Consider the following 25,180-nt stretch of genomic DNA (forward strand, 5'->3'; position numbering starts at 1 on the left):
TCAAAGTGGTGATAGAAGAAGAGAAAGGAGAGAGAAAAAATTAAAAATTATTTCCCTACTCTCCATTCCCTACTCCCCACTCCCTTTTAATTCCCTTGCAACGGCGCATTCAAGATTTTCTCAATGCGATCGCGTGTTTCTAGTAAGTGTGCTTTGGTATATTCATCCTCGGAATTAACGTCCTTGAGTTTCTCATCGAGTTGTTTTAGTTTATACCACGCCAGAGTGCGAGCATCTTCTGGGACATTTTGTTTTCGCAACACCATACTACTTAAAATGTCTAAGTATTGTCGCTGCAAGCCTCGCCGCAAACTGGCAATCTTCATTGGTTTATCTTTTGGTTTGATCACTTCCGTCCAAATACCAGACTGTAATGTGTCAAATAATTCTGGTAAAGTCAGTGCATTTTCTGCTTTAGTTTTGAGTTCGATATCCTTGAGACGGGAAAGGCGATCGCCTGAGAGTAAATCCCGCAGCACAGAACCCTGCAACAGCAGCACCAAATCATGAATTGGATAATCCAAACGACCAATTTGCGGAGAACTACCCCAATGTCGCCAACGCGAAGGTGCTAATTTATTCAGTAGTTCTGGTGAAAAGCTGAGGGCATCTTCGGCAAATAGATATTTTTGCAGTGTTTCTAAAGCCTGTCGTTGTTGTTCAACTGGTACTGGTTCAAATGGTAATCGGCGTTGGTTTACTCCAGAGGGTATTTCGCTGGGGTGGACGCGGTAGAAAGACTGTCCGCCGATGTATTTTGTGGTGTAATATATTTGCTGGAAATAGTTACCCAAGACTGTGCTAAAACGTTCGCTGACATCGCTGTAACTATCTCCATCCATTGGGAAACGTTTATCGAGACGTTCCCACATCACACGGGAATTATTCAACTGCCACTGAGAATAAAGCAGCACATTGCCGCTGTTATCCCAAGCATCGGCTGTGGGGTCAAGGTCATACACATCTTCGTCGGTGGAATAACTCAACTCAGGTTTGTAAGATTGGGCGGCAATTTCCTCTAAAATTGGCTTTTCCGCTAGAGGAGTTGATGTCTGAATTGGTATGTAGCCGTACTTAATCGCCCATTCATCATAAACCCCCACCATACTGGGAAAATAATCTCCCTGTTTCGTACCTTGGGGGGCAATATTTGGGGGAATGTAGTCCATCACGGAACTTGTCAAACCTTTAGTTTTAGTAATTTCCGTATTATTCATTTCTTCTGGTGGTAGCAAAGTACTACCACGGAAGTTATGGCGCAAACCAAGGGTATGTCCAACTTCGTGGGCGATGATTAAACGTAAATATTGATTAATGTATTCTTTCACCTGGTCTTGATTGGGCATGTTATCTGGCAGTAATGACATTGCCAGAGAACCAAAGGCAAACTGATTAGCAGCTTCCATGCCGTAGCACAAATCGTACTCACCTGCCATTTTAGATAAATTATTCAACAAACCTTGTTGTTCTTGCGTTTGCTGGGGTAGATTCTCGTCTTTAGCATTTAAACCATTGGCACAAAGTAAACGATTTTGCATCAATGCCGATAAAGTAGTGGTATTTTGTGCTTGGTTGGGTTGAACGATTTTGCGATATTCATTTTTGAGTGCCCTTACAAAGCTAGCGTCTACGAGAATATCTGCGTCTAAAATTTCTCCAGTCAACGGGTTAACGCGGGATGGCCCCATTGCAAAGTATCCATCTACTGTGTTAATCCAGCGAATCGTGTTGTAACGAATATCTGCTGGGTCCCATGTGGCGTCATCTGGCATTTGCTGGACTTCAATTGCATCCTTGAATCCGGCTTTGAGAAAGGCTTTGTTCCACATCAGGACGCCTTCTTTGATGGCATCGCGGTATTCTAAGGGTACAGCGTTATCAATCCAAAAAACAATCGGTTTTTTGGGACGAGAAATTGCTGCTTTTGGGTCTTGTTTTTCCAAATCCCAGCGGTTAATGTAACGAACAAAAGAATCGCCGCGATCGTCTTTGGATAAATCTTGGTAGGCGGTGATGAAATAGCCGATGCGATCGTCGGCAAGACGGGGGCGAAAATTTTTATCGGGTAGTTGGGAGAGACTGTAGTGGACGCGTAAGGTAAAGCCACGGCTGTCAGCTAGCGACGTAAAGCTAAAGTTTGGCACTTTACTGTCTCGACCACCGGCACCAGAGAAATTTAAAACTGACTCAACTTCTATATTGTTGGGAAAGGCTTTAGAAGTACCAAAATATGACTGGTCTGTGCTTCCTGGAACTCCTAAACTGAAAGATAATCCAGCCAAGTCTGTCAGTAATAAATCCCCCAAGTCGATGAGAAGGGTTTTGCGTTCTGGATGAATGCTTTTAATGGAAATATTATAGAGAACAGAGTCACTAAAAGAACGGGCAAGCGATCGCACTTGTGGATCTCCCTCACGAGTCCGAAAATTGACATTGCGTATCACAAACTGTAAATTATTATCCACTCGCCGGAAATAAAACAAAAAATCTTGCAAAGGCATACCGCTGTAAATCCCTCGTTCCCCAATGCCTGATTCCAACGTTGCCGCAGCTAGAAAATTTTTATTTAGTTGCTCTGGTTTAATTTCTAAATAAATTTTATTCTTTTCTTTATTGCGATAAAGGGTGAACAATCCCCCCTGTTTTACAGTATCTTTTACTACTTCATCAAATGCCTGTAAATCATCCTTTGTTGCTGGTTTAGCACTAGGATTCGGCTTAGAATCAGGTTTTTGTGGTGGTTTGGCAACTTGCAAAAATGGTTGCTGTGCTGCTTTTTTTGGATCTTTTACTACCCACATAAACGGTTGAGGCTGTACCTGTTTATTTTGATTAACCACCCAAACTTGTCCTGCTGCCAGCCTGTGTTGAGGGTGGGTATTAATATTATCTGGCGTTAAAACTGAGGTTTTGGTTGAAGAAGTTTTTTTCGTTAAGGGACTATTCGATTTGTCTTTACTTGTGGCTGTCACTAAGACTGTCTGGTGGCTACTAGACAATTCTGGATCAATTCCATTAACAGACAATGACTTGGCGCTAGCCGTTGCTATTCCTAAAAACAAACCGTGTAACAAAATTATATAGAAGCTTAATCTGTTCATCGCATTCATCCCCAATAACTATCTTTAGTTAAGTTTTAACTTTTGCAAAGGTATGCAGCTTGTCCCATGTTGATTCATTACCTGCTTTATATCAAGCCGCAAACTTTGACTTCAATTTTAATTGTCATTTTTCCAATTTTTTGCGCTGTTTTACAGTAGGATTTTTTCTAACAATTGCATCTCTGACAAAGAGTAAGTATTATTTTTACATCAGAGTAGTCAATATCTTGGGAAAAAAATATAACGAATTCGCCAACGCGGCAAAATTATGTCATTTTGGAAATAATTTTTCACTTAACATTTTTTTTACATCATCAGTATCAGTTTCAGGCTGAAAGCACTATTTAACAATGCCTATGACAAATGCCATTACTAATTCATTGGCACATATTGTATTTATTTATACTAATAATTTAGGAATGGAAAGCAAACTAGCAGAGAAAAAATTTTAGTTCAGGATTATCAAAACAATTACTTTAAATGTATCAACGGGCACAGAAATGTCAACATATTTATTTCAAGTCTGGAAACTGCTGACAAATTATGTGAGGGGTACAAGGTTACAAGAGATGTCAAAAACCACATCTGTGGAAACCGAAGCAGTTTTGCCTCTAGGAAAAAGTATTAAAGAAGCAGATAAAAGCGTTAAATTTGCTCAAGATAATTTGCCGGAATATTTATTGTGTGAAAAACTGCAAAAAAGCTTAGAAAAATGGACAGTCACAGGGAGTAGTTGGAATTCTAAGATAGACGAGAAAGCATTGAATAGGCAACCTGGCGGGCTTTGCTTTGGAGTGTGCGATCGCCAGATGCATGAAGAGATTTATGATTTACTGGGTAACGGTGCGCTCAAACCAGAAATAGTCCAAGAACTTATAGAATTTCTGGCGACAGGTAAAAAGATTCGGCTAGAACTACTTTTCTGGCGGCTAGAAGATTTTTATCATCGCTGGTGTCGGGGAGAATTTATCGATGCCACACCAGAGGATAACCTGCCTCAGAAAAAAATGTTACAGTTGGCAGCAAAAAATATTGCGATCGGACTGAGACAGGTAGATATATATACAGGGCTAAACGTATTGATCTTACTATTAGAGCTACACCGCTACGCCCAAGGACAAGATCAACTCAAACAAAAAATCACCTTCTATCCATCTGCCAAACCAGACACAGACAATTTTTTCACATCCCAACTACTGCGGATTGTTAACTATAGCGATGCCCTAGAAATTGGCAACTTTAGCAGTATAATCGGGCAATTTCTCAAAGGCGGCAACTTTACCGGTGCTTACCTCGGCGACGCTAACCTGACTGGGGTAGACTTTAGCGACGCCAACCTCAGCGGTGCTTACCTTGGCGATGCCAACTTAACAGGAGTCAACTTCAGCGGTGTCAACCTTAGCGCCGCTAACCTTGGTGATGCCAACCTCAGCGGTGCCAACCTCAGCGGTGCCAACCTCACCCGCGCCGACCTCAGCAGCGCCAACCTCAGCGGTGCCAACCTCAGCGGTGCCAATCTCAGCGGTGCCAACCTCAGCCGCGCCGACCTTAGCAGTGCCGACCTCAGTCGCGCCATCCTCAACCGTGCTGACCTCAACCGCGCCGACCTCAGCAGCACCAACCTAAACCGTGCTGACCTCAGCAACGCCATCCTTTTCGGTGCCAATTTGAGTGACGCCAACCTCAGCAACACCAACTTTAGTCATGCCGACCTTTGCCGTGGCGACCTCAGCGGTGCTGATTTGAGTCACGCCATCCTCAACGGTACAAACCTCAGTGACACAATACTTTTCAGTACCAACCTCAACAGCGCCATCCTCATCGCCGCCGACCTCAGTTACGCCAAACTTAATGGCGCCAAGCTGAACGATGCCAGACTTAACGGTGCGATGTTTTTAGGCGCTGACCTCAGCGGCGTAGATTTGAGTCGAGTGACTCTCAACGAAGCCGACCTCAGCGGCGTAATTCTCAACGACGCCGACCTCAGTGGTGCAGACCTCAGCGACGCCATACTTTTCGGCACAGACCTCAGCTATGCCAACTTAAATAGCGCTAACCTCAGCGGCAGTAACCTCAGTGGTGCGATCCTCAATGGTGCAAATCTCAGCCACAGTAATCTCAGCAGCGCCATTCTCTCCGGTGCCGACCTCAGCGACGCCAATATGGAACAAATGACCTGGGGTAAAAAGCAGCAGTGGGAAAGTGTGCGGGGACTAGAGACAGCAGTTAATATGCCGGAGGGGTTGAAGGAAGAATTGGGGCTGAGGTGAGGGGATGCGGGGACGCGGGGACATTTTTAGTCTTTGCGTCCTTTGTAGTTGGTTATTCTCGTAGAAAAATTTTCCAGTTCAGAACGCAAGTACTTTGGTTCAGAACACAAGTGCTTTGGTTCAGAACACCAACTTTCGAGTTTGGAACTTGAATGATGAACTTAGAAACAGCAAACATCTAAATTAATAGGATAATGCGATCGCCATTTCTCTTCCTCCGTGTCCTCTCTTCCCTGGGCGGTTCGTCATTCTTAATACACCCCATTAACCGTAAAGTTTACACTAGACTCTAAATAGTAGTAATTATACGAATCCAAGCGAATGAAAAAGCGCTTATCAGAAATCTGGGAGCAGTTTAGGACATCTTTCTCAGTGGGAGACGCTGTAAGCAACACAGTTGAGACTGGCAAGGCAGTTTTAGAAGCCGCAAAAACTCTTCAAGAACAAGGTGCCAGCATAGAACTGTTAAAACCTCTATTACAAAACTCATCTTCACTGCTAGACGTGTTGTGTTCACCCTCAGCACAGTTAGTGGGTGCGGGTTTGCCGTTCGTGCCGCTGGGAATTGCCTTGCTGAAGTTTTCCCGCGACATAACTAAGCAAGATCCTTCTTTAGTAGACTGTGTATTTATAGTTAGTCAAGTAGCTTATTTAGAAAGCGCCAAAGAAATTTTCTCCTTATATGCATCTATTAAATCGAATGGTGAACCAAGTATTAATCAAGCACTAACCAAACAACTAAAAAAACTCAACGATCTTGAATTAGATTATGACAGTGCAAGCAATGCTATAGCCTGTTTCCACGAATCAGAATTAGCCACAGCATTTAATCAAGTATTATTAGCACGACTAGCAGCAGCAAATATCGGCGATCGCGCTGCTAAGATTGTGACTCAACGAGTAGCTTGTAATACTCAACGCTACATAATTAAAGCCTGGATAGAGTCAAACGATGCCATCAAAAATATAATTCAACCTTCCTTTGGAGACTGGCAGAAAGAACATCAACTATTCTCTAGCATTGATCAATATCTCAAAAATGATATTGCTAAGAAGCCTTTAGAGAAAGTTTTTTCCGAGAATTTCTCATTTAAAGATATTTACGTACCTTTAAAAGTCAAACTTGTAGATAAAAATGATGAAAAAGATTTAGAAACATGGGCTAGAGAAATTCTCCTAAATCCAAATAACCTAGAAAAAGTGATGTTTGTTCAAGGAGGTCCAGGAAGAGGGAAAAGCGTCTTCTGTAGAATATTCTCTGATTGGGTACGGCAGAATTTACATCCTATTTGGACACCAATTTTGATTAGGTTACGAGATATAAACTCCTTTGATGAATGGCGTTTAGAAAAAACTTTAGAAGCAGAACTAAAATTAAGTTTTATTAAAAATGATCAAAACTGGTTAACAAATAAAAAAACCCGCTTCTTATTTATCCTTGATGGTTTTGATGAATTGCATATTGAGGCTAGAACCAACGTCAACCTAGAAGCATTTATCAAACAAGTATCTGAATTTCAGAAAGAGTGTAAAAGTTACCCTGACATGGGACATCGGGTATTAATTACTGGTAGGTCAATGTCTTTACAAGGTATTCCTAACTTGCCTCGTAATTTAGAGCGGGTGGAAATTATCGAAATGGATGGACAAATCCAACAACAATGGTTAGATAAGTGGAAAGAATTACCAGCTAACAAAGGAAAAATCACAGCCTTTGGGCAGTTCTTACAAAGTAATAAATGTCCATCTGAGGTGAAAAAGTTAGCCCAAGAGCCGCTGTTACTTTATTTGTTAGCGGCAATGTATCGTGATGGAAAATTGGGAATCGATAAATTAGAGGAAACAAGTCAACGCACAGCCAAAATTGTAATTTACCAGGAGGCTTTAAACTGGGTACTGAGAGAACAGCGTTCCGACCCGGATGGAACTAATTTAAATACTGAGTTAACCCAACACAAACCCGAAGATTTAGAACGTATTCTCAGAGAAGCTGCTGTTTGTGTTGTGCAGTCGGGAGGCGAATTTGCTTCCATGTCAATGTTAGAGGCACGTTTACAACATGATGAAAAAGCAAAAGCCTTAATTGATGAAGCTAGAAAAAAACTGAGTGACGAAGCTCTCAAAACAGCTTTAGCTGCTTTTTACATTCGTCGTGCTGATAAACAAGAGGGTGGAGTTGAGTTTTTTCATAAGAGTTTTGGCGAATTTCTCTTTGCGGAACGCTTGAAAGGATGCCTGGAAGCTTGGACACAATATTACGAAGCAGAAGACGGAAAACAACTAGTTATTTCTGAAGCCCAAATGAATTGGCAAATTTATGATTTACTGGGTTTTGGCAAACTCACACCAGAAATTGTGGAATACTTGATGGGGTTGCTGACTAAAAATCAAGATTTCCCTTGGGAGGAGTTATTTAAACGCTTAGAAAAGTTTTACACTAACTGGTGTAAGGGGAAATTTATTGACTCTGCCGAAGAGACTTTGCCCCAGCAAAAGTTACGACAGTTGCAAAACTATGGAATTCAAGGGCTAGGTCAGCGTCAGGTAGATATTTATGCAGGGTTGAATGTGATGATTTTGCTTTTGGAGTTGCACCGTTATGCTCAAGAGCGAGATGATCTCAGGCAAGAAATTATCTTCTATCCGTCTGGCCAACCAGAAGGAACTTCTAACACTATTCAACTTCTTCGTATCATCAATTACAGCGATTGTTTTCAGCTTAGAACTTTTAATAATGTAGTTGGGCAATTTCTCAGGAGCGCAAACCTCATTCGTGCAGACCTCAGCGGCAGTGATCTTACCTGCACAGACCTTAGCGGTGCAAACCTTAGTGGCGCATACCTCAACGGTGCAAACCTTAGTGGCGCATACCTCAGCGGTGCAAATCTCAGAGGCGCATACCTCAATTTCGCAGACCTCTGGAGCGTAAATCTCAGCAGTGTAGACCTCACTAACGCAAATCTCAGCGGCGCAAATCTTAGCCCTGCAAACCTCAGCAATGCAAACCTCAGCAATGCAAACCTCAGCGGCGCAAACCTCAAGGGTGCATACATTAGTGACGCATACCTCAGCGATGAAGTTTTTGGAGATATCAGCTGGGATAAAAGTACAAATTGGGAGTATGTGAGAGGGCTGGATAGAGCGAGGAATGTACCTGAAGCCTTAAAACAAGAGTTGGGCTTGAGTTAAGAAGAGGTGGAAGCAAAGGAGCTGGAGAGAATAATTTATTGCGATTCTCGTTTGGATGCAACACGCTGTAGGGGCACACAGCTGTGCGCCTCTACAAATCGGCGTATTTGACTCAATTGAGAACTCCTACATAACTCAATACGGTTCAGTTAAGGCCTACTGGCAAAAATTTTGGGTTTTCGAGACGCGATAAATCGCCGTCTCTACAAGTGTTTTGGTTTTATCTGAACTGTATTGCTACATAACTGTAATTGAGAAAATTTGAACTCCATTGTTCGAGTTCCGAACACGAACAATGGAGTTCCGAACACGAACCGCCGAGTTCCGAACACGAATCGCCGAGTTCCGAACACGAATCGCCGAGTTCCGAACACGAATCGCCGAGTTCCGAACACGAACTGCCGAGTTCCGAACACGAATCGCCGAGTTCTGAACACGAACTGCCAAGTTCTGAAGACGAACTGCCAAGTTCCGAACACGATTTTTCTACTTCCAATCTCAAAAGATGACTATCTCAGCTTGAGCAATGACCAATACTACCTCAAAGCCGGCTCTCAGAATGCTAACTGCACATCAGAGGGGTATATCCCGCTTGCTAGAGTGTAAGCCATTCACGTAAAATATAGTGCCATTGTTCCGGCAGTTCTCATGACTTCATCTGCGTCGTTTGACACATTAGAGTCTTTACAGGCGGATATCGCTGAATTGATCGTTCGTCTACCGACATTAAAAAATCGGCAACTTATTCAGCAAGCACTTGCTACTATTGTTCGCCTCGCTGATAGCGAAATTGAGCGTCTCGATTGGAAAATCTTGTCGGCTGCGCTAGCAGATATGGAGCGCGGTTTCCAGCTGTTTTATGATTACCGACACGTCCGCAAAGTCACCATTTTTGGTTCTGCTCGCCTTGCGCCAGATACACCAGAATACCAAATGGCGCTGGAGTTTGCTCGCGCTGTGACTAAATTGGGATTTATGGTGATGACCGGCGGCGGCGGTGGAATCATGCAGGCGGGTCACGAAGGTGCAGGGCGAGAAAATTCTTTTGGGTTAAACATTCAGTTACCCTTTGAGCAGGAAGCCAACCCCTTTATAGATGGCGATCCCAAGCTAATTCACTTCAAATATTTCTTCACCCGCAAGCTGTTTCTCCTCAAAGAAAGTGATGCTGTGGCCTTGTTTCCTGGCGGCTTTGGCACCCAAGATGAAGCTTTTGAATGTATGACATTAAGCCAAACTGGTAAATTTGGCCCAGTACCTTTAGTTTTAATTGACCACCCTGGCGGTGATTATTGGCGCTCTTGGAGCGAATATATTGATAAGCAATTAGTCCATAAAGGTCTTGTCAGTCCTGATGACCCCAGCCTTTACACGGTGACAGATAACTTGGATGTAGCTTGCGATGCCATTACCCGTTTTTACCAGGTTTATCATTCTAGCCGCTATGTAGGGGATCAATTAGTCATCCGTCTGAAGACAGATTTATCAGATGCTCAAGTTGAGCAACTCAATGCTGATTTCAGCGACATTATTATTCAAGGAAAGATTGAAAAAAGTCAGGCGTTACCCCAAGAAGCCCAAGATGAAACTGTTGGACTACCCCGCTTAATTTTTTACTTCAATCAACGGGATTTGGGGCGTTTGTATCAGATGATTGCAGTAATTAACCAGATGGGTATTCCTTCACCAGAGGATGCAGCACATCCAGAAAGAAAGTAGAGTTTATGGGTGGATGTTTCCACCCGCATCCGAATTTATAACGCAGGCGATCGCAACAAATTTCCAACCATCTCAAATAGTTAGCTCGCCACAGTCGAATCGTACCATCTTCACTAGCGCTAGCGAGAATTCCCCATCTGGGCTGAAATTCACTAAATATACTGGTTTTTCGGCTCAATTGGGTAAATAAAAAATTCCCGTTGCTATCACAAGCGACAACGGGAGTTATAAGTAAGATTTTCTATCAACTTATCGATAAGCAACCTGTGGACCTGCCCAAATTTCTGTAACCTGTTTACCAAAAGTAATAGGCTGATCGTCGTCTGTTGTAGTGACGGTGTTGCCATCATTAGCAACTTTCACCAAAGGCCAGTTTTCCTCGCCTAGTTCCCCTGCACGAAATAGCACGTGATCGGGTTGACTTTTACTCCAACCTAACAATACTGCAATCTTCTCATCCTCATTTTCTTGATTAGCAGGAGCAACAATATTAGCGTGATTGTTTTGCCGATCCCAAATCACCGCACTATCTGTAGAATCACCTGTGTTAAATATGCCTTCAAACTTGCGTGCCAAAAAGCGATCGCCTTTTTCTGACCAACTAACAGGAACTAACACCCCAATCTGACCGCTGGTATCAGTTTCTTCTGATGACGCCGCCTTCACAGCTTTGGTTTTTAATAGGGGATCGCTAACAGGAGTAGTTGAAGCCATCACCCACAATTTCTTAGTTTGCATATCTTGTACAAACAGAACACTGGTGACACGGCTGTTGTACATTTGGGGTTTTACCTCTAGTTGCACCCTGCTATAAACAGCATACTTGCCATCTGGAGAAACCACAGGTACGCTGCGGTAGTGGCGCACTCCGGAACCACCGTTAGAACCAATAGCCTCTTGAGTTGCTGTGATCCATTTCCAAGGAATAGGATGAGGACTGCCGATGGGATCTATTTGTTCTGCTTGGGATTCATCGATTGGTTCAGTAGTAGGTATTTCCGTTGTTATGCTTGGTTGTGATTCTCCTAGAACTGGTGCTATTTGAGCCGCCGCCAATGATTCAGTAAAAGGTTTTTCTCTAGAGAAAGAATTTTTTTCTTCTTTCAAAGATTTGATATTAGCAGCTTTGAGTTTTTGCACTAAATTAAGTTGACTAACAGGAACATCTGTTAATGGTGCAAGTTCAACTGCTGCTAAAGGATCGGGAACGTTTAAATCGCTGCTTGAGAGAGAACTATCTGCTTGATCTAAAGACTCAAATTTATCCTCTGGTAATACTTGCGGTTCCTGAATAGCGCTGCTTTGTGTTGGTACAGAGTCAAATTCTTCTTTCAATGAGTTGATTTGATCTACTGTTAATGTTTCAACTATTTCAGGTTCCCCAACTAAAGCTATTTCCTTTGACACAGGGTCAGACTCTTCAGTAATAGAAGTTTGTTTAACTACTTCGGATTTTACTGAATCCGAGTGACCGGATGCCCCTAATAAGGGTGCGATCAATATCACAACGACAACGTAATTGAGAAATGGTTGCGCGCGGAACCATCCTGACAGCAAAAGGGGTTTAAGCATTTGTAGACTCTCTAGAGGGGCGGTTGCTTATGTGAGGAGCAATACCTATGCAGCAATGGAGCAGGCGATAATTATATGTATAACAAGAAACTAAAAGCTTTTACTAAATAATTTCTTCATTTGCGGAGCTTTACAAAAAATATGCATCATTATTTACACCTTTTACTTTTGCGGTACTGAATATTTTTTTACGAGAATATGCGAGTATAGTAACTGTGCTGATAACTCAGTAGTTACTACAGATATCTAATTTCGGTGTAGGTAGACTCAAACACACCATAATAACCCATTGTCAAGGGGTATTTGGCTTATAGTTATACCTAATGTATAGTGCAAACTAAGAGCAAGCAAACTGCTATGGTTAAAATGGTGCTAACTATGGCTAACACGCATCAATTAAAGCAGTTTACACACTATAAGAGTGCAAACCCCGAAAATGGTAAACGTGAGGCGTTACGTGAAAAGCTGGGAAAGCGGACACATAATACATAATACTCAGAAAATATTGCTGCCAGCAACCCTAAGTTAGAAATTGCAATCTAAACTACAGAAACACTTGGAACGCAACGCTATTTTACAAAAGCAACTGCGCTGAGTGCTAAGTTTCGGGAAAATCATCAGCAAAACAGCAACATGTGGGTAGATGATCTAGAGACTCGTAAGCACACAGAACCTGTTTAGGGTAACTAGAGCCAGATGCAGTTGATACGAACTTTTATCTTGGGTAACTTATATAGTTAAGTTAATCACGCAGCCTATAGTTTCAGCAAATACGAGAATATTGTACCATCAAACAACCAAACTATAAATATCTAACTTAAAAGTTGTCAGTTATCAGGGGCGCACTTACGATTAACTAGTGACTAGTGACTAAATGATTAATGACTAATGAAAATCGTATTTTTTGGTACTCCCCAGTTTGCTGTCCCAACTTTAGAAAAGTTATTAAATAATTCCAAATTTGAGGTGTTGGCGGTAGTCACCCAACCAGATAAACGTCGAGAGCGTGGAAATAAACTTACTCCAACACCAGTAAAAGCGATCGCCACAGCTCACAATTTGCCAGTATGGCAACCAGAACGGGTGAAAAAAGACACCGAAACTTTGAATCTACTCAAACAATCAGACGCAGATGTGTTTGTGGTTGTTGCCTATGGACAGATTTTGTCCTCAAAAATCCTCAATATGCCAAAATTGGGCTGCATTAATGTACATGGCTCGATTTTACCCAAATATCGGGGTGCAGCGCCGATTCAGTGGTGTTTGTATAACGGTGAACAAGAAACCGGGATCACCACCATGTTAATGGATGCAGGGATGGATACCGGGGCAATGCTACAAATTGCCACTACACCCATTGGATTACTGGATAATGCCCAAGATGTAGCCGAAAGACTGGCTACAATTGGTGGGGATTTGTTGGTGGAAACTCTGTTGAAGTTGGAAACTAAAGAAATTCAACCAATACCCCAAGATAATTTAGAAGCTACTTATGCACCTCTGATTCAAAAACAAGATTATGGTTTGGATTGGTCAAAAAGCGCCATCCAATTACACAATCAAATTAGAGGCTTTTACCCTAACTGCACAGCTACCTTTCGTGACAAAGAGCTAAAAATCACCGCTTCTGCTCCCCTTGGCACAGAAGGCGATCGCAATCTACCACCAGAATTACTGCACAAGTTACCTGATTTGTCAAATAGATCAGACAGACCGGGAGTTGTAGTGAGTATTGCTAAAGGAATTGGGGCAATTGTCCAAACTGGGGAAGGTTTGTTGGTGTTGCGAGAAGTTCAGCTAGCTGGTAAACGTCCCCAGTCCGGATGGGATTTTGTTAATGGTAGTCGGTTAACGGTGGGGGAAGTGTTTGGTATGGGGAGTTGAGGGAGATGAGGGAGATGAGGGGGATGAGGGAGATGGGGAGATGGGGAGCAGAGGGAGAATAATAACTTCTGGCTCCTAACTCCTAACTCCTAACTCCTAACTCCTAACTCCTAACTCAGCACTCATAAAAGCGGCAAGATTCACAAGGGCCATCTGGGTTGACTGCACAGCGAATGATTTCTGAATGAGCATTGTAGCAGCAGGTAGCATCACCGATTACCCAACGTCCTTCTACCAAACTTTTCTCAGATGGTCGTTTTGCAGACTGGACGTAAATGGCAATATTATGCAAACGGTAGCGTCCTGCTTTAAGTTGGTATCGATGGCGGCGTTCTAGAACCGCGTAGGTTTTACCTTCAAAATCGAGATAGTTTCCAGGTTGGGGTGTCCAATCAAGTTGCACTCTACCGAGGGACTCACGCGGATGCGTGAGAATCACCTCAGTTTGTAAAGAGTCTGGCTCCATAAGCTTATGTGATTTGATTTACATTACAAGGATGTTATCGCAATAACTTTCTTTAGCTTACCGAATTTAGATTACAATTAATAATTCACTATATTTGCAAGAAGTAGGGATGCACGGCTGTGCATCCCTACCAATTAAGGCAGCCAAAATTCAGGCAGGATAGATTTGCTAAAATCGCGTACTGTTTGGTTGAGCGATCGCGCCACTTGTATATGCGCTTCGTCTTCTTCCACAGGTAAAATCTGAGATGGCTGACCTTCTCCGAAATAAGACACTACCAAATTCGCCGCCTCCAAACCAGTAACGTAAGCCTTTTCTTGAGACCAAGAACCATGACGGTTAACAATCCAATCCCCACTCATAAACACGTTCTTAAAACTAGTCAAAGCTGGTAACATATGACGGTAACTACCAGGTGCAAAGTGAGTTACCGCCTGAGGTAGGCGAATTACACTGCTATCAATTAGCTTTGCGTTGCAAAATCCTGACACGCAAGTTGTTAAATAACGCTGAACTATTGGTAAAATCTCCTCATCACTCAAATTCAGAAATTGATTTGCGTGATAAAAATCAGCTTCAATCACCGTTCCTGGTTCATGGCGATATTCGTCATGTAGGGCATTCAAATCAAAAAATGTCCAACCTGTAGTTGCGTCGAATCCGAAGCAGGCATTAGAAGGACGAGGAATATCAATTTTGCGATCGAACCATAAGCGCGTTGCTAAAACATCAATTGCTCCTAAATTGCTCAAATTCCGAAATTCTTCACGACTTTGTAAACTTGGACTAGTTGAAACAATTTTCTTCATGCCTGTGATTCCAACCGCAAAAATCACAGCATCAGCATCAAAAACTTCATCACCACAAACTACGCTCTTTGCTCGATCATTACTATCAACAATTAAGTCTGTCACCCGCCGTTTAGGTAATACTCGCGCACCAGCTTTTTCAATACGTTCTACCCAAGGACGAAATATTTTTTCTCCCACAGTTCCCCGACACCAAACCACATCAAAATCTGGTTGATGAGCCAAAATAAAATAGTAAAGCATTCCTAAAGTTGCTGCGGCTGAACATTGTTCGCCAGGGGCAAATAAACCCACCAATAACATTGGTTCAAAAGCCTCGCGGTAAAGCCGGAAAGAAACATTAAAATCTTTGAACAATTCACGGGCAGTGACAAAATCATAGCGCCGCCAAGCTGCATCAGAATTATCAAAATCAACAACAGCATAAAGTAAAGGTAGGGCGCTAAGACGGTCAATTAGTGGCAGCCGTTTAAACTGAGTGTAGAGAAAAGTTCCTAAAGGTGCGGGAAGTCGTGGTAAGTCTTGAAAAATTGGTGATTCAACTTCTAACCCCGCAGGCGAATATTGGGAAGAACGAGTCCAACTAGTAAAAGGATTAATTCCTAATTCATTAATGAGGGAAAAAATATTTCTGTAAGGATACCAAAAGCCATGAATGCCGGCTTCTACAGATTTTCCTGCGGCTGTTTGCCAACCTGCCACCAGTCCGCCGGGATAAGAACCTGCTTCTAGAAGTGTCACATCATAGCCTTGCTTTGCCAAATGGTAGGTTGCCCCTAAACCTGCCCAACCTGCACCTACAACTACTACCCGTTTTTGTTGTGACCCTTCTACCATCTTAGCCTCCGATTCTTCCAGTCCAACAACTAATGTATAGCGTAGCTTCTCTCTAGGACTACACAATCTCAAATCTGGGTTGAAAAAGGGAGTAGGGAGTGGGGAGTAGGGAGTAGAGGGAGGAAAACTGAAGCCCTAACTCCGACTCTCGGCAAAATCTCAAATTTTATTATGGTAAGCAGTTGAGTAAAAATTGCTTGCGGTTAATGCTGAGTTAAGAGTATAACAGAAAACAGATTTAATTATTTATGGGGAATAATCCTAATGACTCAATTAGCAAATGTAAAATTTAGTCTCGATGACTATGAATTACGAGACGGCATTTATTTTCCTGGCGACTACAAACAGTTGAACAGTACTCAACACAAAAAAACCTGGGATAAAATTGGTAAAACATACTATGGTTCCCAGAAAATTGAAACAGTCGCAGATCAATCACCCATCAAACAAGATTACACTCTGCTAACTGGTACGCCTGGAGGTACTTGGAATAAATTTCCGTTGAATAAATCTGTTGATTCTATTCTGGAGATTGGTTGCGGTTATGGTCGGGCACCTTTACATCTTTCTAAAGCGAAAAATTTGAGATGTGAAAAATATTACGGTATTGATATTTCTGAAACTTTATTGCGGCGATTAATCAAGGTTAAACAAGAGTACGATTTTTTCCCAGAAGCTGAGTTTAACATAATTTGCAATTCTGCTGAAACATTACCTTTAGCAGATAATTCCATAGATTTAGTAATTTCTAATTGTGTATTTATGCATATACCGGATGCACAATTAAAAAAGTTATTAGCTGATATATCTCGCGTACTCAAGCCTGGTGGAATTTTTGTTTTTAATCACTCTTTTCACAATAAATCTTGTCCTTCTCACATCATCCACAATTTTGTGAGAAAGTTGAATCCATTTGTGAGAAATCCAGTTTATCTTAAGCAATATTCATCTGCTGAAATACAGGAAATGTTGGCAACTGCTGGGATGAAAACCAAATGTCCAGAGTATATTGTTGAACCAACCCAAGAATATGCAATTTTACCGGAAACGATTAAAGGAATTCGGATACCGTTTGCTAAAGCCATCAATCAAAGTCTCAAGCCGTCAGGTAGTTTAAAAGAAACTTTGGCTTATGGTTTTAGCGCTTACAGCACTCAACTGGATTAATTCAGAAATTAATAGCTCTGTTGTAATCCTATCCGATTTGTAAAAATTAGCGATCGCCAACATCCCCGATTTCTTACCAGAAGTCGGGGATCTAATTTTTCATCCCCAGGACTTACGTACTGTACAAATTACTCATGGTATGTATTCAGAAAAATAGGTCGTTTCAGGCTTTGATTAATCATTCTTTGATGAGACATAAACCCGCGCGATGGAGGGCACAGCACTGCTGTGCCCTTACGACATATCTGGTTTTTCCCAAAATACATATTTTGTATTTCGTGTCAATGCGTAAGTCATAATCCCATATCGAAAACCTGCCTCCAAACATCTCCCCTACTAGGGAAGGGTACTATGGGGTTAGGTTTCGCGTTAGTTTTTCCACATGACGTGAAAAGTCAAATTCAGTTAGACAATAAAGTCTAAAGAGGCATAGACGTTCGTAGTATCTTGCACAACAGCAATTAGGTTACCATATCTGTAGATCAGGGTATCTAACGCTGCGCTACCGCTGAAATTCGAGGTTTTTTGGAGAGTGTAATCACTAATACTACCACCAATTCTAATCTTGTCCCCTTCCGACCACTTAAAGTCTGTGATGATGGCATATCCACTGCCCGAATAGTCAATGGTGGTATAAGAACCGTTGTAACCAAGGCTGAATGTGTCCGCCCCAGTACCGCCAGTATATCTATCTACTTCGCCACTAGTGCTACCGTAGCCATTGAGGAAATCATTGCCTGTGCCACCGATCATTGTGTCATTTCCACGTCCCCCGTAGAGGAGATCGTTACCACTTTCACCACTTAGGTAGTCATTTGCAGGGGTGCCGCTATCAATCGCGATTTCGTCACCGAAGAGAACATCACCACCTGTCCCTCCATAAAGTGAGTCATTACCAGCCCCACCGATGAGGTTGTCAAGGCCATCACCACCGTAGATGTAATCGTTCCCACCCTTACCCTCAAGGTAATCATCTCCTCCAAAACCACTCAGATAGTTTGAGAAATCATTTCCTGTAATTGTATTGTTGAGGCTGTTACCGCCGCCATAGTAAGCAGTATTGGCATAGAGTAAAGTCAAATTTTCTAGGTTAGCTCCAAGAGTGTAGCTAGTATAAGATAAAACTGTGTCAGTGCCTTGGTTACTAAATTCAGTAATGGTGTCAGCAGTATCCCCTGTCAATGCAGAAATGACGTAACGATCATTGCCTGTGCCTCCAAGTAAAGTATCAGTGCCTGCTCCACCCCATATAAAGTCATCACCTGCTTCACCGAAAATAACATCATTGCCAGCATCTCCGTAGAGAACATCATTGCCTTTGCGACCCAGGATAGTGTCGTTACCGTTGCCACCGGAAACCAAATCGTCTCCCTCTCCAGCATCGATGATGTCGCCTCCACCTTTGCCATAAATAGCGTCGTTGCCTTCATAGCCAAAAATAGAAATGTCAGCAGATTCAGTACCGTTTAGCTTGTCATTACCAGATGTGCCATAGATAGCCGCCATAAACTAATGTCCTTTTGCGATTTTTTGGGGTTGAGGTGAGGTCATATTTATTTAGGTTGTGGAGACTCAAAACATAGACTCCACTTTAGACCCCATAAAAGAAGAATATAAGTAAATCGGCGTAAATAATTATTATTGGGATAAGACAGGGAGCAGGGGGCAGGGGGAGAAAGAGTTTGAGCCTTATTTACTTTTCTTCACACAGTTTGGTTTTATTGCACCGACTTACTTATTTTTGTCCTGAGATATTTTCCAATATGAACATTCTATTTTTTGGATTTTCTTAATTGTTTGTCATGTAATTTACCAACTTTTCCCAACTTTTGGAAACCAAAGTTGGTAAATTAGGGATTAGTTGAGCTAATTTTGCCTACGCAACTATGCCATTGGATTTATCGCCTCTTTGGATATCACTCAAAACTTCATTACTTGCCACATTTATTACTTTCTTCTTGGGCATTGCTGCTGCCTACTGGATGCTGGGATATGGTGGCAGAGGTAAATCGTTGATTGAGGGTATCTTTATTGCTCCTCTAATTTTACCGCCCACAGTAGTCGGTTTCTTGTTGTTGCTATTTTTTGGTAAAAATGGCCCTGTAGGGAAATTGATGCAGACTTTTGACTTCACCATCGTCTTTACTTGGTATGGTGCAGCGATCGCAGCTACAGTTGTTTCTTTCCCGTTAATGTATAAAACTGCACTGGGAGCCTTTGAACAAATAGACGGCAATCTGCTGCGAGTAGCCAGAACCCTTGGTGCAAAAGAAGCGACAATCTTTTGGCGTATTAGTTTACCCCTAGCACTACCTGGGATTTTAGCTGCCACGACTCTCGCTTTTGCCCGTGCTTTGGGTGAATTCGGCGCGACATTAATGCTAGCTGGTAACATTCCCGGACAAACGCAGACAATCCCAATGGCAATTTATTTTGCTGTGGAAGCGGGAGCGATGAACGAAGCCTGGTTTTGGGCGATCGCAATTATGGTGATTTCTCTATCTGGAATTATTGGGGTTAACTTCTGGCAAGAAGTGAGGGAGAAGAGGAGGGCAGGGGGAGCAGGGGGAGCAGGGGGAGCAGGGGGAGCAGGGGGAGCAGGGGGAGAAATTTTTTATGGGCTGGACTCTGCTTTTGAGTCCCGTGGGTTGTTTGTAGACATTGAAAAAATACTTCCTAGCTTTGATTTAAAAGTTGGTTTCAGTACTGATGAGGAACCTCTGGGATTATTGGGGGGTTCCGGGGCGGGTAAAAGTATGATTTTACGCTGTCTTGCGGGGATCGAAACGCCGACAAGAGGACGGATAGTTTTAAATGGTAGAGTGTTGTTTGACTCGGAAAAAGGAATTAATGTACCTAGCTGCGATCGCCGCATTGGTTTTTTAGTGCAGAATTACGCTCTGTTCCCACACATGAGTGTGGCGCAAAACATCGCTTTTGGTTTGCCCAAAGGATTATCTGCTGGGAGTATTAGAGTACAGGTAGAAGAACTATTATTAAATATGCAGTTGCAGGGATTAGGCGATCGCTATCCACACCAACTCTCAGGAGGTCAACAACAACGGGTAGCCTTGGCAAGAGCATTGGCAAGTAAACCAGAAGCATTGCTTTTGGATGAACCTTTTTCGGCACTCGATACCCATTTGCGTAGTCAATTAGAGCAGCAAATGACAGAAACTCTGGCTGACTACCAAGGCGTGACTTTATTTGTCACCCACAATATAGAAGAAGCTTATCGGCTTTGCCCAAATCTATTAGTATTGGAGCATGGTAGAGCCGTTCATCATGGTAGTAAATACGATATTTTCGAGCGTCCTACCACTGTGGGTATTGCCCAAATCACCGGGTGCAAAAACTTTTCCCGGATTATTCTTCAGTCGCCGCAACAGGTGGAAGCAACTGATTGGGGTTGTACTCTCCAAGTCGTTGAACCAATCAATAGCCAATTATCCCACGTCGGCATTCGTGCCCATCAGTTCATTTTTACCAACGACTCATCGCAGGACAATACTTTTCCCTGTTGGGTAGTACGAACAAGTGAAACGCCTCATCGAATAACGTTGTTTCTCAAATTACATTCGGCTGGCAATAATTCTCAAGATTACCATCTCCAAGCTGAAGTCTTCAAAGAAAAATGGGTGACAATCAAAGACCAACCTTTTCCTTGGTATGTGCGTTTAGATCCTCTGCGCTTGATTTTGATGGAGTGAACGCACAGATGCACGTCGCAATCTCAATTCCACAAACACAACCAATATGGTGTACTGTCACGCTTCCAGATTTGGATACGCTCAACCCAAACTACTATTCTAATGTTAAGGGCGCGATTGCCCTGTGGTAAGCTCGTGACAGCAAATAAAAGCATTGAATGAAAAATGCGATACCTTCGGTAAGGTTCGCTTTTTTGCCGACAGCTTAATGCTTAATGAGACTCTATAAACTGTTCAATTGCAGACCGAACTTTAATGTTTGGGTCTTTATTAAATGTAACTTTTCCGTACTCAAGATAGCATTCAGCTGCCTCTATCAGGTCTTGACATTTTTCGGGATCGTCCATTTCTTCGCTGATGTATTTATAATTAGAGTTGTCCTTTTCTAAAATGTACTTGTTATAGGGCTTATTTAGCAGTTTTCGCAGTCTACCTGGTTGTCTTTTTCCCTCAAACCGTTCGTTTAGATCGAAATCCAAACGCAGATAATTTTGACTATCGATGCTATTAAATATGCGCCGAGAAATATATTTTGAATTTTCCGCAGAAGGGTCTAGGAAAATATTTGGTATGTTTGTTGCCCAATCCAGGAGTCCCCATTTTTTGATGTCGCTATATTCATAAGGACGAGTTGTTCGACCAGTTCCAATGGATAGAACAGCAATTTTGTCTATCTTGGGATTGGTTTTGTCTTTGCCTCTTATTTGCATAGATAAAGCATGGGCGATCGCAGCTAACTCTGGATTATTAGCCGCTACCCCTCCATCAATGTGGGGAAGACCTTCCTCGGAGTTGTAGGCGAATTCGTAAGGAGGGAAAAATGTTGGTGCTGAAGCTGAGGCGGTGCATATTTCCCATAGTTCAATATTCTTCTTATAGTACCATTCTTCTGGGTCGTCATTCGCAAACCACGTTGTGTTTCGGGATAAAACGTCATAAGCAAGAATCAAGAGATTTGTCTGCTTAATATCTGCAAGTGTCGCGGGTTTACCCTGATAAATCAAGTTTCTTTTCAAGACCTGAGCCAACCCCTGATTTCCATCCTTGTGGGGATATAAAACATAACCTCCCAGAATTTGACTCAACCACCGCCATTTTCGCTGGGAACGTACCGACTCTAGGAAGATATTTTTTCCATCTTCCTGGTAGAGATCAATCAGTTTCTGAGCATCCTTCTCACAGGCAATTGCCGCAGCCAGAATTGAGCCAGTGGATGTCCCAGCAATCAAGTCGAAATATTGATGTAATTTCTGCTTCTTTTTTTCTTTCAGTGTTGTCTCTATCTCCTTGAGAATGACTGCGGATATAACTCCACGGATGCCACCACCATCTAAGCTGAGAATTTTAAACGTCTCTGACATATCGAATTCCTTGTTAATTTAGTTGGTTCTGTATCTAATACCGTTTCACTTTAAGACTGATACAGATGGCAGGCAGGGGAAGCAGGGGAGGCAGGGGAGGCAGGGGAAGTAATTTGTATCAATAATTGAGTGAAATGGTATAAGACGATGTTTGAAAAGTCATGATTGATGTGTCAAATATTTTTACCCTACCCTAATTATTTGTACATTTGTAAGGGCGCACAGCTGTGCGCCCCTACGTTAGTTGAATTTTTGTCAACTTTTATGTTTGCTAGTAAATCTATTAAGAAGCGTTTTGCAATTCACCTGTGCGTACTGAAATTTGCTGTGTCTGATTACCCCGTTGCACTTTTACCTGTAGTACTTGACCAAGGCGACTGTCTTCCACAAGATTCTGCAATTGTTCAGCACTGGTAATTGCTTTACCATCGACTTGAACAATTACATCCCCGCGCCGGATACCCGCAGATGCAGCTGGAGAATTGGGAAGAACTTGCATGACAAAAACACCATTAATTTCTGGTATCTGAATGGGAGAGTTGGGATCGGTGTTATTTTGCTGGGCAAGATCGGGTGTCAAGGTTAGCATTTGCACACCTAAATATGGGTGAACAACTTTACCTTCACGTTGCAGCACAGATGCGATCGCTTTGGCTTTATCGATGGGAATGGCAAAGCCAATACCCATTGCGTCAGGGCGAATGGCTGTGTTAATACCAATTACTTCACCTCGTCCATTTAACAGTGGTCCGCCAGAGTTACCGGGGTTAATGGCGGCGTCTGTTTGAATGAAGTCTAGGCGTTTGTCACTAATGCCGACTTGGGCGCTGGAACGTTTGAGGGTACTGACAATTCCTAAAGTAACTGTGTTATCAAATCCCAAAGGATTACCAACTGCGATCGCCCAATCTCCCACCTGCACATTACTTGAAGAACCCAAGGGCGCCACTGGTAAATCGTTACCAGCGTTAATCTTCACCACTGCCAAATCTGTGACTTCATCAATCCCTTGGACTTTGCCTTCAAAGGTGCGGCCATCTTTAAGCCTGACTGTTACCTTATCAGCTTTATCTACCACATGAGCATTAGTCAAAACTAATCCACTCTTGTCGATAATGAAACCTGAGCCTAAACCGCGTAACTGCTGTTCAGAAGGTATCTGTTGGGGGAAACCATCGCCGAAAAAACGACGGAAAAAGGGGTCTTGAAGAAATGGATCGATGCGGCGAGTAATTGTGCGCTCAGTATCAATACGGACAACTGCTGTGCCCACACGATTGACTGCTGCTGTGACAAAGCTACTGCTACCGATGGCAGAAGTTGCTGGTGATTGTCGTTGGGCAATGATTTCTGAGGTATCCACAGCAGGTGCAACGGGCGCAGGTTCGGCTTGGGAGGGCAACACCTGTAATGTACTGATTGTGAGTACAATTCCTAGCGCGATCGCTAATACATGAGTAGAGAATTGACGCATAGACCTGGGTAATTTGGGAAATCGCATAATCGCAACCTAAATTTATAAGCTCAATTGTTACTTAGTCGTGACAAATCCATTTACAATTATTTTTACAAATTTGACGTTGGCTTTTGGTTTGGCTTACTCTAGCCACCATTAGGATGAGGGTATTTTGCAAGCTACCTTTAATCAACTTAATGGAAAATTTACCCCAAAAGCTATTATGGGGATTTACACTTTACAAGTTCGGTTTTTACCCAGAATTCCGAATTCCGAATTCAGAAGTCAGAATTTAGGAATCTGCAACTAGCTTTTGAATAAGATTTCATTACGACTGGCTGCGCCTAGCTGGGGTAAAGAGTTGATTGCTGAGTGGGGAGTGAGGGCAGTAGGAACGGTTTGAGGTACTTGTAATTGTTGGACAACACGTTGCAAAAGTTGGTCTTGTCCAGTACGTAAACCCCAGACATTTGTACCACGGTTGATAATAGCAAACCAAACCAAACCGCGATCGCGGGTGGGCATGACTCCGGCTAAAGCGCTGACATCGCGGAGAGTCCCTGTTTTAATTACAGTAGCAGAGGGGATGTGTCTGGCGTGCAGTGTTCCCCGGCGATCGAATCCAGACATGGGAAACAAGTCAGCTAGATTCAGTTGATGAGCAGCAGCTTCCCCTTGAATAGCCATGAGCATGGAACAAGCAGCCCTGGGGGAAATGCGATTTTCTGGCCCTAGTCCAGAACCATTGATTAACTGAATTTCCGATTGCGGCACCCTAGCAAGATAAGCAGCAGTTGATTGTACAATAGCAGCTCCTCCCACTGACTCTGCTAGCATCTCTGCCATATCGTTGTTACTGTAAACGTTCATTTCCTTGAGCAGTTGCTTCAGGGGTAACGAGCGATGACGGACTAACAAAGTTTGTCGGGGGTTTGGTTGTGCCTCAAATTTGACAGCACCCGCAATTACGACTTTCGGCTTGGGTGTTCCCTTGGGCATGATTGAGTGCGTGTAAATAGCGGGGCGACCCCAAGTCGCAGAATTTAGTGTTTGCTTGAGTAATAGACCCGCTAGCATCGGCTGACGTTGGAAATTCATTGCGAAATTGCCAGTAATTACCAAATTTCCCTTTACTTGCTTGATACCCATTTGATTTAGAGTATTACCAAGGGCGATCGCTTCTTCCCAAACAAACATCGGATCGCCGCCACCAGTAATCACCAAATCCCCTTGCACAACGCCATTTACCATTGGGCCGGTGACACTCACCAAAGTATCAAATTGGTGGTCTGGTCCCCAAGTTTTCAAAGCAACCAAAGAAGTAGCAATTTTAGTTAAAGAGGCAGCTGGTAGAGGTGTTGTACCTTGGTGATTTGCCATCAGCATCGGCCCTGACTGCATCCAAATTCCCTGACTTTCAGCCAGATTTTGCCCTACGATCTTTGATGTCACTAACTCCTTCAGATATACCTGCACTGTAGTCGCCCCAGCTGGATTTGGATCGGGCGCAAGAACTAAGCCAGGGCTGCTTTGCCAAGCCAATGCTTCTATTGCATCTGAAGGCTTGATGTGTACCCCAGCCATTTCCAGCCAAAGTGACACCAAACCTGAACCCAGTATTTCCAGCATGTTTTATTCC

At 42.8% G+C, this 25,180-nt stretch carries 15 protein-coding genes; 7 read left to right on the forward strand and 8 right to left on the reverse strand.

Going from position 1 to position 25,180, the window contains the following annotated elements:
* Window positions 1-86: 86 nt before the first annotated feature.
* Complete coding sequence (locus IQ276_RS18345) at window positions 87-3,101, reverse strand: zinc-dependent metalloprotease (protein ID WP_193915392.1); 3,015 nt, start codon at window positions 3,099-3,101, stop codon at window positions 87-89.
* Between the two features lie 500 nt (window positions 3,102-3,601).
* On the opposite strand from IQ276_RS18345, the gene IQ276_RS18350 reads away from it, so the two are divergent.
* The 4 genes from IQ276_RS18350 (at window position 3,602) to IQ276_RS18365 (ending at window position 10,279) form a co-directional block, all read left to right on the forward strand.
* On the forward strand, window positions 3,602-5,371 hold the full coding sequence (locus IQ276_RS18350) for a pentapeptide repeat-containing protein (protein WP_193915394.1): 1,770 nt from the start codon (window positions 3,602-3,604) through the stop codon (window positions 5,369-5,371).
* Window positions 5,372-5,692: 321 nt separating this feature from the next.
* Window positions 5,693-8,560, forward strand: coding sequence for an NACHT domain-containing protein (locus IQ276_RS18355; protein WP_193915396.1), 2,868 nt, complete (start codon window positions 5,693-5,695; stop codon window positions 8,558-8,560).
* Window positions 8,561-8,811: 251 nt separating this feature from the next.
* A complete protein-coding gene (locus tag IQ276_RS18360; protein WP_193915399.1) occupies window positions 8,812-9,069 on the forward strand; it encodes a hypothetical protein in 258 nt (85 codons plus the stop codon).
* Between the two features lie 139 nt (window positions 9,070-9,208).
* A complete protein-coding gene (locus IQ276_RS18365) occupies window positions 9,209-10,279 on the forward strand; it encodes an LOG family protein (protein WP_190876749.1) in 1,071 nt (356 codons plus the stop codon).
* 249 nt (window positions 10,280-10,528) lie between these two features.
* Here the strand turns inward: IQ276_RS18365 and IQ276_RS18370 are convergent, their stop codons facing one another.
* Complete coding sequence (locus IQ276_RS18370) at window positions 10,529-11,851, reverse strand: hypothetical protein (RefSeq protein WP_193915402.1); 1,323 nt, start codon at window positions 11,849-11,851, stop codon at window positions 10,529-10,531.
* An 888-nt stretch (window positions 11,852-12,739) separates the two neighbouring features.
* On the opposite strand from IQ276_RS18370, the gene fmt reads away from it, so the two are divergent.
* Window positions 12,740-13,735, forward strand: coding sequence for a methionyl-tRNA formyltransferase (gene fmt / locus IQ276_RS18375; RefSeq protein WP_235115768.1), 996 nt, complete (start codon window positions 12,740-12,742; stop codon window positions 13,733-13,735).
* Window positions 13,736-13,850: 115 nt separating this feature from the next.
* On the opposite strand, the gene IQ276_RS18380 is transcribed toward fmt, so the two are convergent.
* Complete coding sequence (locus IQ276_RS18380) at window positions 13,851-14,201, reverse strand: DUF6464 family protein (protein WP_190876753.1); 351 nt, start codon at window positions 14,199-14,201, stop codon at window positions 13,851-13,853.
* 134 nt (window positions 14,202-14,335) lie between these two features.
* Window positions 14,336-15,847, reverse strand: coding sequence for a hydroxysqualene dehydroxylase (locus tag IQ276_RS18385; protein ID WP_193922013.1), 1,512 nt, complete (start codon window positions 15,845-15,847; stop codon window positions 14,336-14,338).
* Window positions 15,848-16,111: 264 nt separating this feature from the next.
* Between IQ276_RS18385 and IQ276_RS18390 the strand changes: the two genes are divergently transcribed.
* A complete protein-coding gene (locus IQ276_RS18390; RefSeq protein WP_193922011.1) occupies window positions 16,112-17,014 on the forward strand; it encodes a class I SAM-dependent methyltransferase in 903 nt (300 codons plus the stop codon).
* Window positions 17,015-17,419: 405 nt separating this feature from the next.
* On the opposite strand, the gene IQ276_RS18395 is transcribed toward IQ276_RS18390, so the two are convergent.
* Window positions 17,420-18,520, reverse strand: coding sequence for a calcium-binding protein (locus tag IQ276_RS18395; protein ID WP_193922008.1), 1,101 nt, complete (start codon window positions 18,518-18,520; stop codon window positions 17,420-17,422).
* Between the two features lie 380 nt (window positions 18,521-18,900).
* On the opposite strand from IQ276_RS18395, the gene modB reads away from it, so the two are divergent.
* Window positions 18,901-20,724 (forward strand): molybdate ABC transporter permease subunit, encoded by a 1,824-nt coding sequence (modB, locus tag IQ276_RS18400; RefSeq protein WP_235115769.1) that lies wholly within the window; start codon window positions 18,901-18,903, stop codon window positions 20,722-20,724.
* A gap of 212 nt (window positions 20,725-20,936) precedes the next feature.
* On the opposite strand, the gene IQ276_RS18405 is transcribed toward modB, so the two are convergent.
* The 3 genes from IQ276_RS18405 to IQ276_RS18415 form a co-directional block, all read right to left on the reverse strand.
* Entirely contained in the window at window positions 20,937-22,085 is a 1,149-nt protein-coding gene (locus IQ276_RS18405; protein WP_193925267.1) for a patatin-like phospholipase family protein, read from the reverse strand.
* 283 nt (window positions 22,086-22,368) lie between these two features.
* Window positions 22,369-23,586: an HhoA/HhoB/HtrA family serine endopeptidase gene (locus IQ276_RS18410; RefSeq protein WP_193920900.1), complete on the reverse strand. Its 1,218-nt coding sequence runs from the start codon at window positions 23,584-23,586 to the stop codon at window positions 22,369-22,371.
* Between the two features lie 261 nt (window positions 23,587-23,847).
* Window positions 23,848-25,170 (reverse strand): D-alanyl-D-alanine carboxypeptidase, encoded by a 1,323-nt coding sequence (locus tag IQ276_RS18415; RefSeq protein ID WP_193920898.1) that lies wholly within the window; start codon window positions 25,168-25,170, stop codon window positions 23,848-23,850.
* Window positions 25,171-25,180: the final 10 nt, after the last annotated feature.

The organism is Desmonostoc muscorum LEGE 12446, assembly GCF_015207005.2.
GTDB classification, from domain to species: Bacteria; Cyanobacteriota; Cyanobacteriia; order Cyanobacteriales; family Nostocaceae; genus Nostoc; species Nostoc muscorum.

Bases quoted from the DNA above. Each gene is read 5' to 3' on its own strand.
- IQ276_RS18345 (WP_193915392.1), bottom strand. From the start codon at position 3,101: ATGAACAGATTAAGCTTCTATATAATTTTGTTACACGGTTTGTTTTTA.
- IQ276_RS18350 (WP_193915394.1), top strand. From the start codon at position 3,602: ATGTCAACATATTTATTTCAAGTCTGGAAACTGCTGACAAATTATGTG.
- IQ276_RS18355 (WP_193915396.1), top strand. From the start codon at position 5,693: ATGAAAAAGCGCTTATCAGAAATCTGGGAGCAGTTTAGGACATCTTTC.
- IQ276_RS18365 (WP_190876749.1), top strand. From the start codon at position 9,209: ATGACTTCATCTGCGTCGTTTGACACATTAGAGTCTTTACAGGCGGAT.
- IQ276_RS18370 (WP_193915402.1), bottom strand. From the start codon at position 11,851: ATGCTTAAACCCCTTTTGCTGTCAGGATGGTTCCGCGCGCAACCATTT.
- fmt (WP_235115768.1), top strand. From the start codon at position 12,740: ATGAAAATCGTATTTTTTGGTACTCCCCAGTTTGCTGTCCCAACTTTA.
- IQ276_RS18380 (WP_190876753.1), bottom strand. From the start codon at position 14,201: ATGGAGCCAGACTCTTTACAAACTGAGGTGATTCTCACGCATCCGCGT.
- IQ276_RS18385 (WP_193922013.1), bottom strand. From the start codon at position 15,847: ATGGTAGAAGGGTCACAACAAAAACGGGTAGTAGTTGTAGGTGCAGGT.
- IQ276_RS18390 (WP_193922011.1), top strand. From the start codon at position 16,112: ATGACTCAATTAGCAAATGTAAAATTTAGTCTCGATGACTATGAATTA.
- IQ276_RS18395 (WP_193922008.1), bottom strand. From the start codon at position 18,520: ATGGCGGCTATCTATGGCACATCTGGTAATGACAAGCTAAACGGTACT.
- modB (WP_235115769.1), top strand. From the start codon at position 18,901: ATGCCATTGGATTTATCGCCTCTTTGGATATCACTCAAAACTTCATTA.
- IQ276_RS18405 (WP_193925267.1), bottom strand. From the start codon at position 22,085: ATGTCAGAGACGTTTAAAATTCTCAGCTTAGATGGTGGTGGCATCCGT.
- IQ276_RS18410 (WP_193920900.1), bottom strand. From the start codon at position 23,586: ATGCGATTTCCCAAATTACCCAGGTCTATGCGTCAATTCTCTACTCAT.
- IQ276_RS18415 (WP_193920898.1), bottom strand. From the start codon at position 25,170: ATGCTGGAAATACTGGGTTCAGGTTTGGTGTCACTTTGGCTGGAAATG.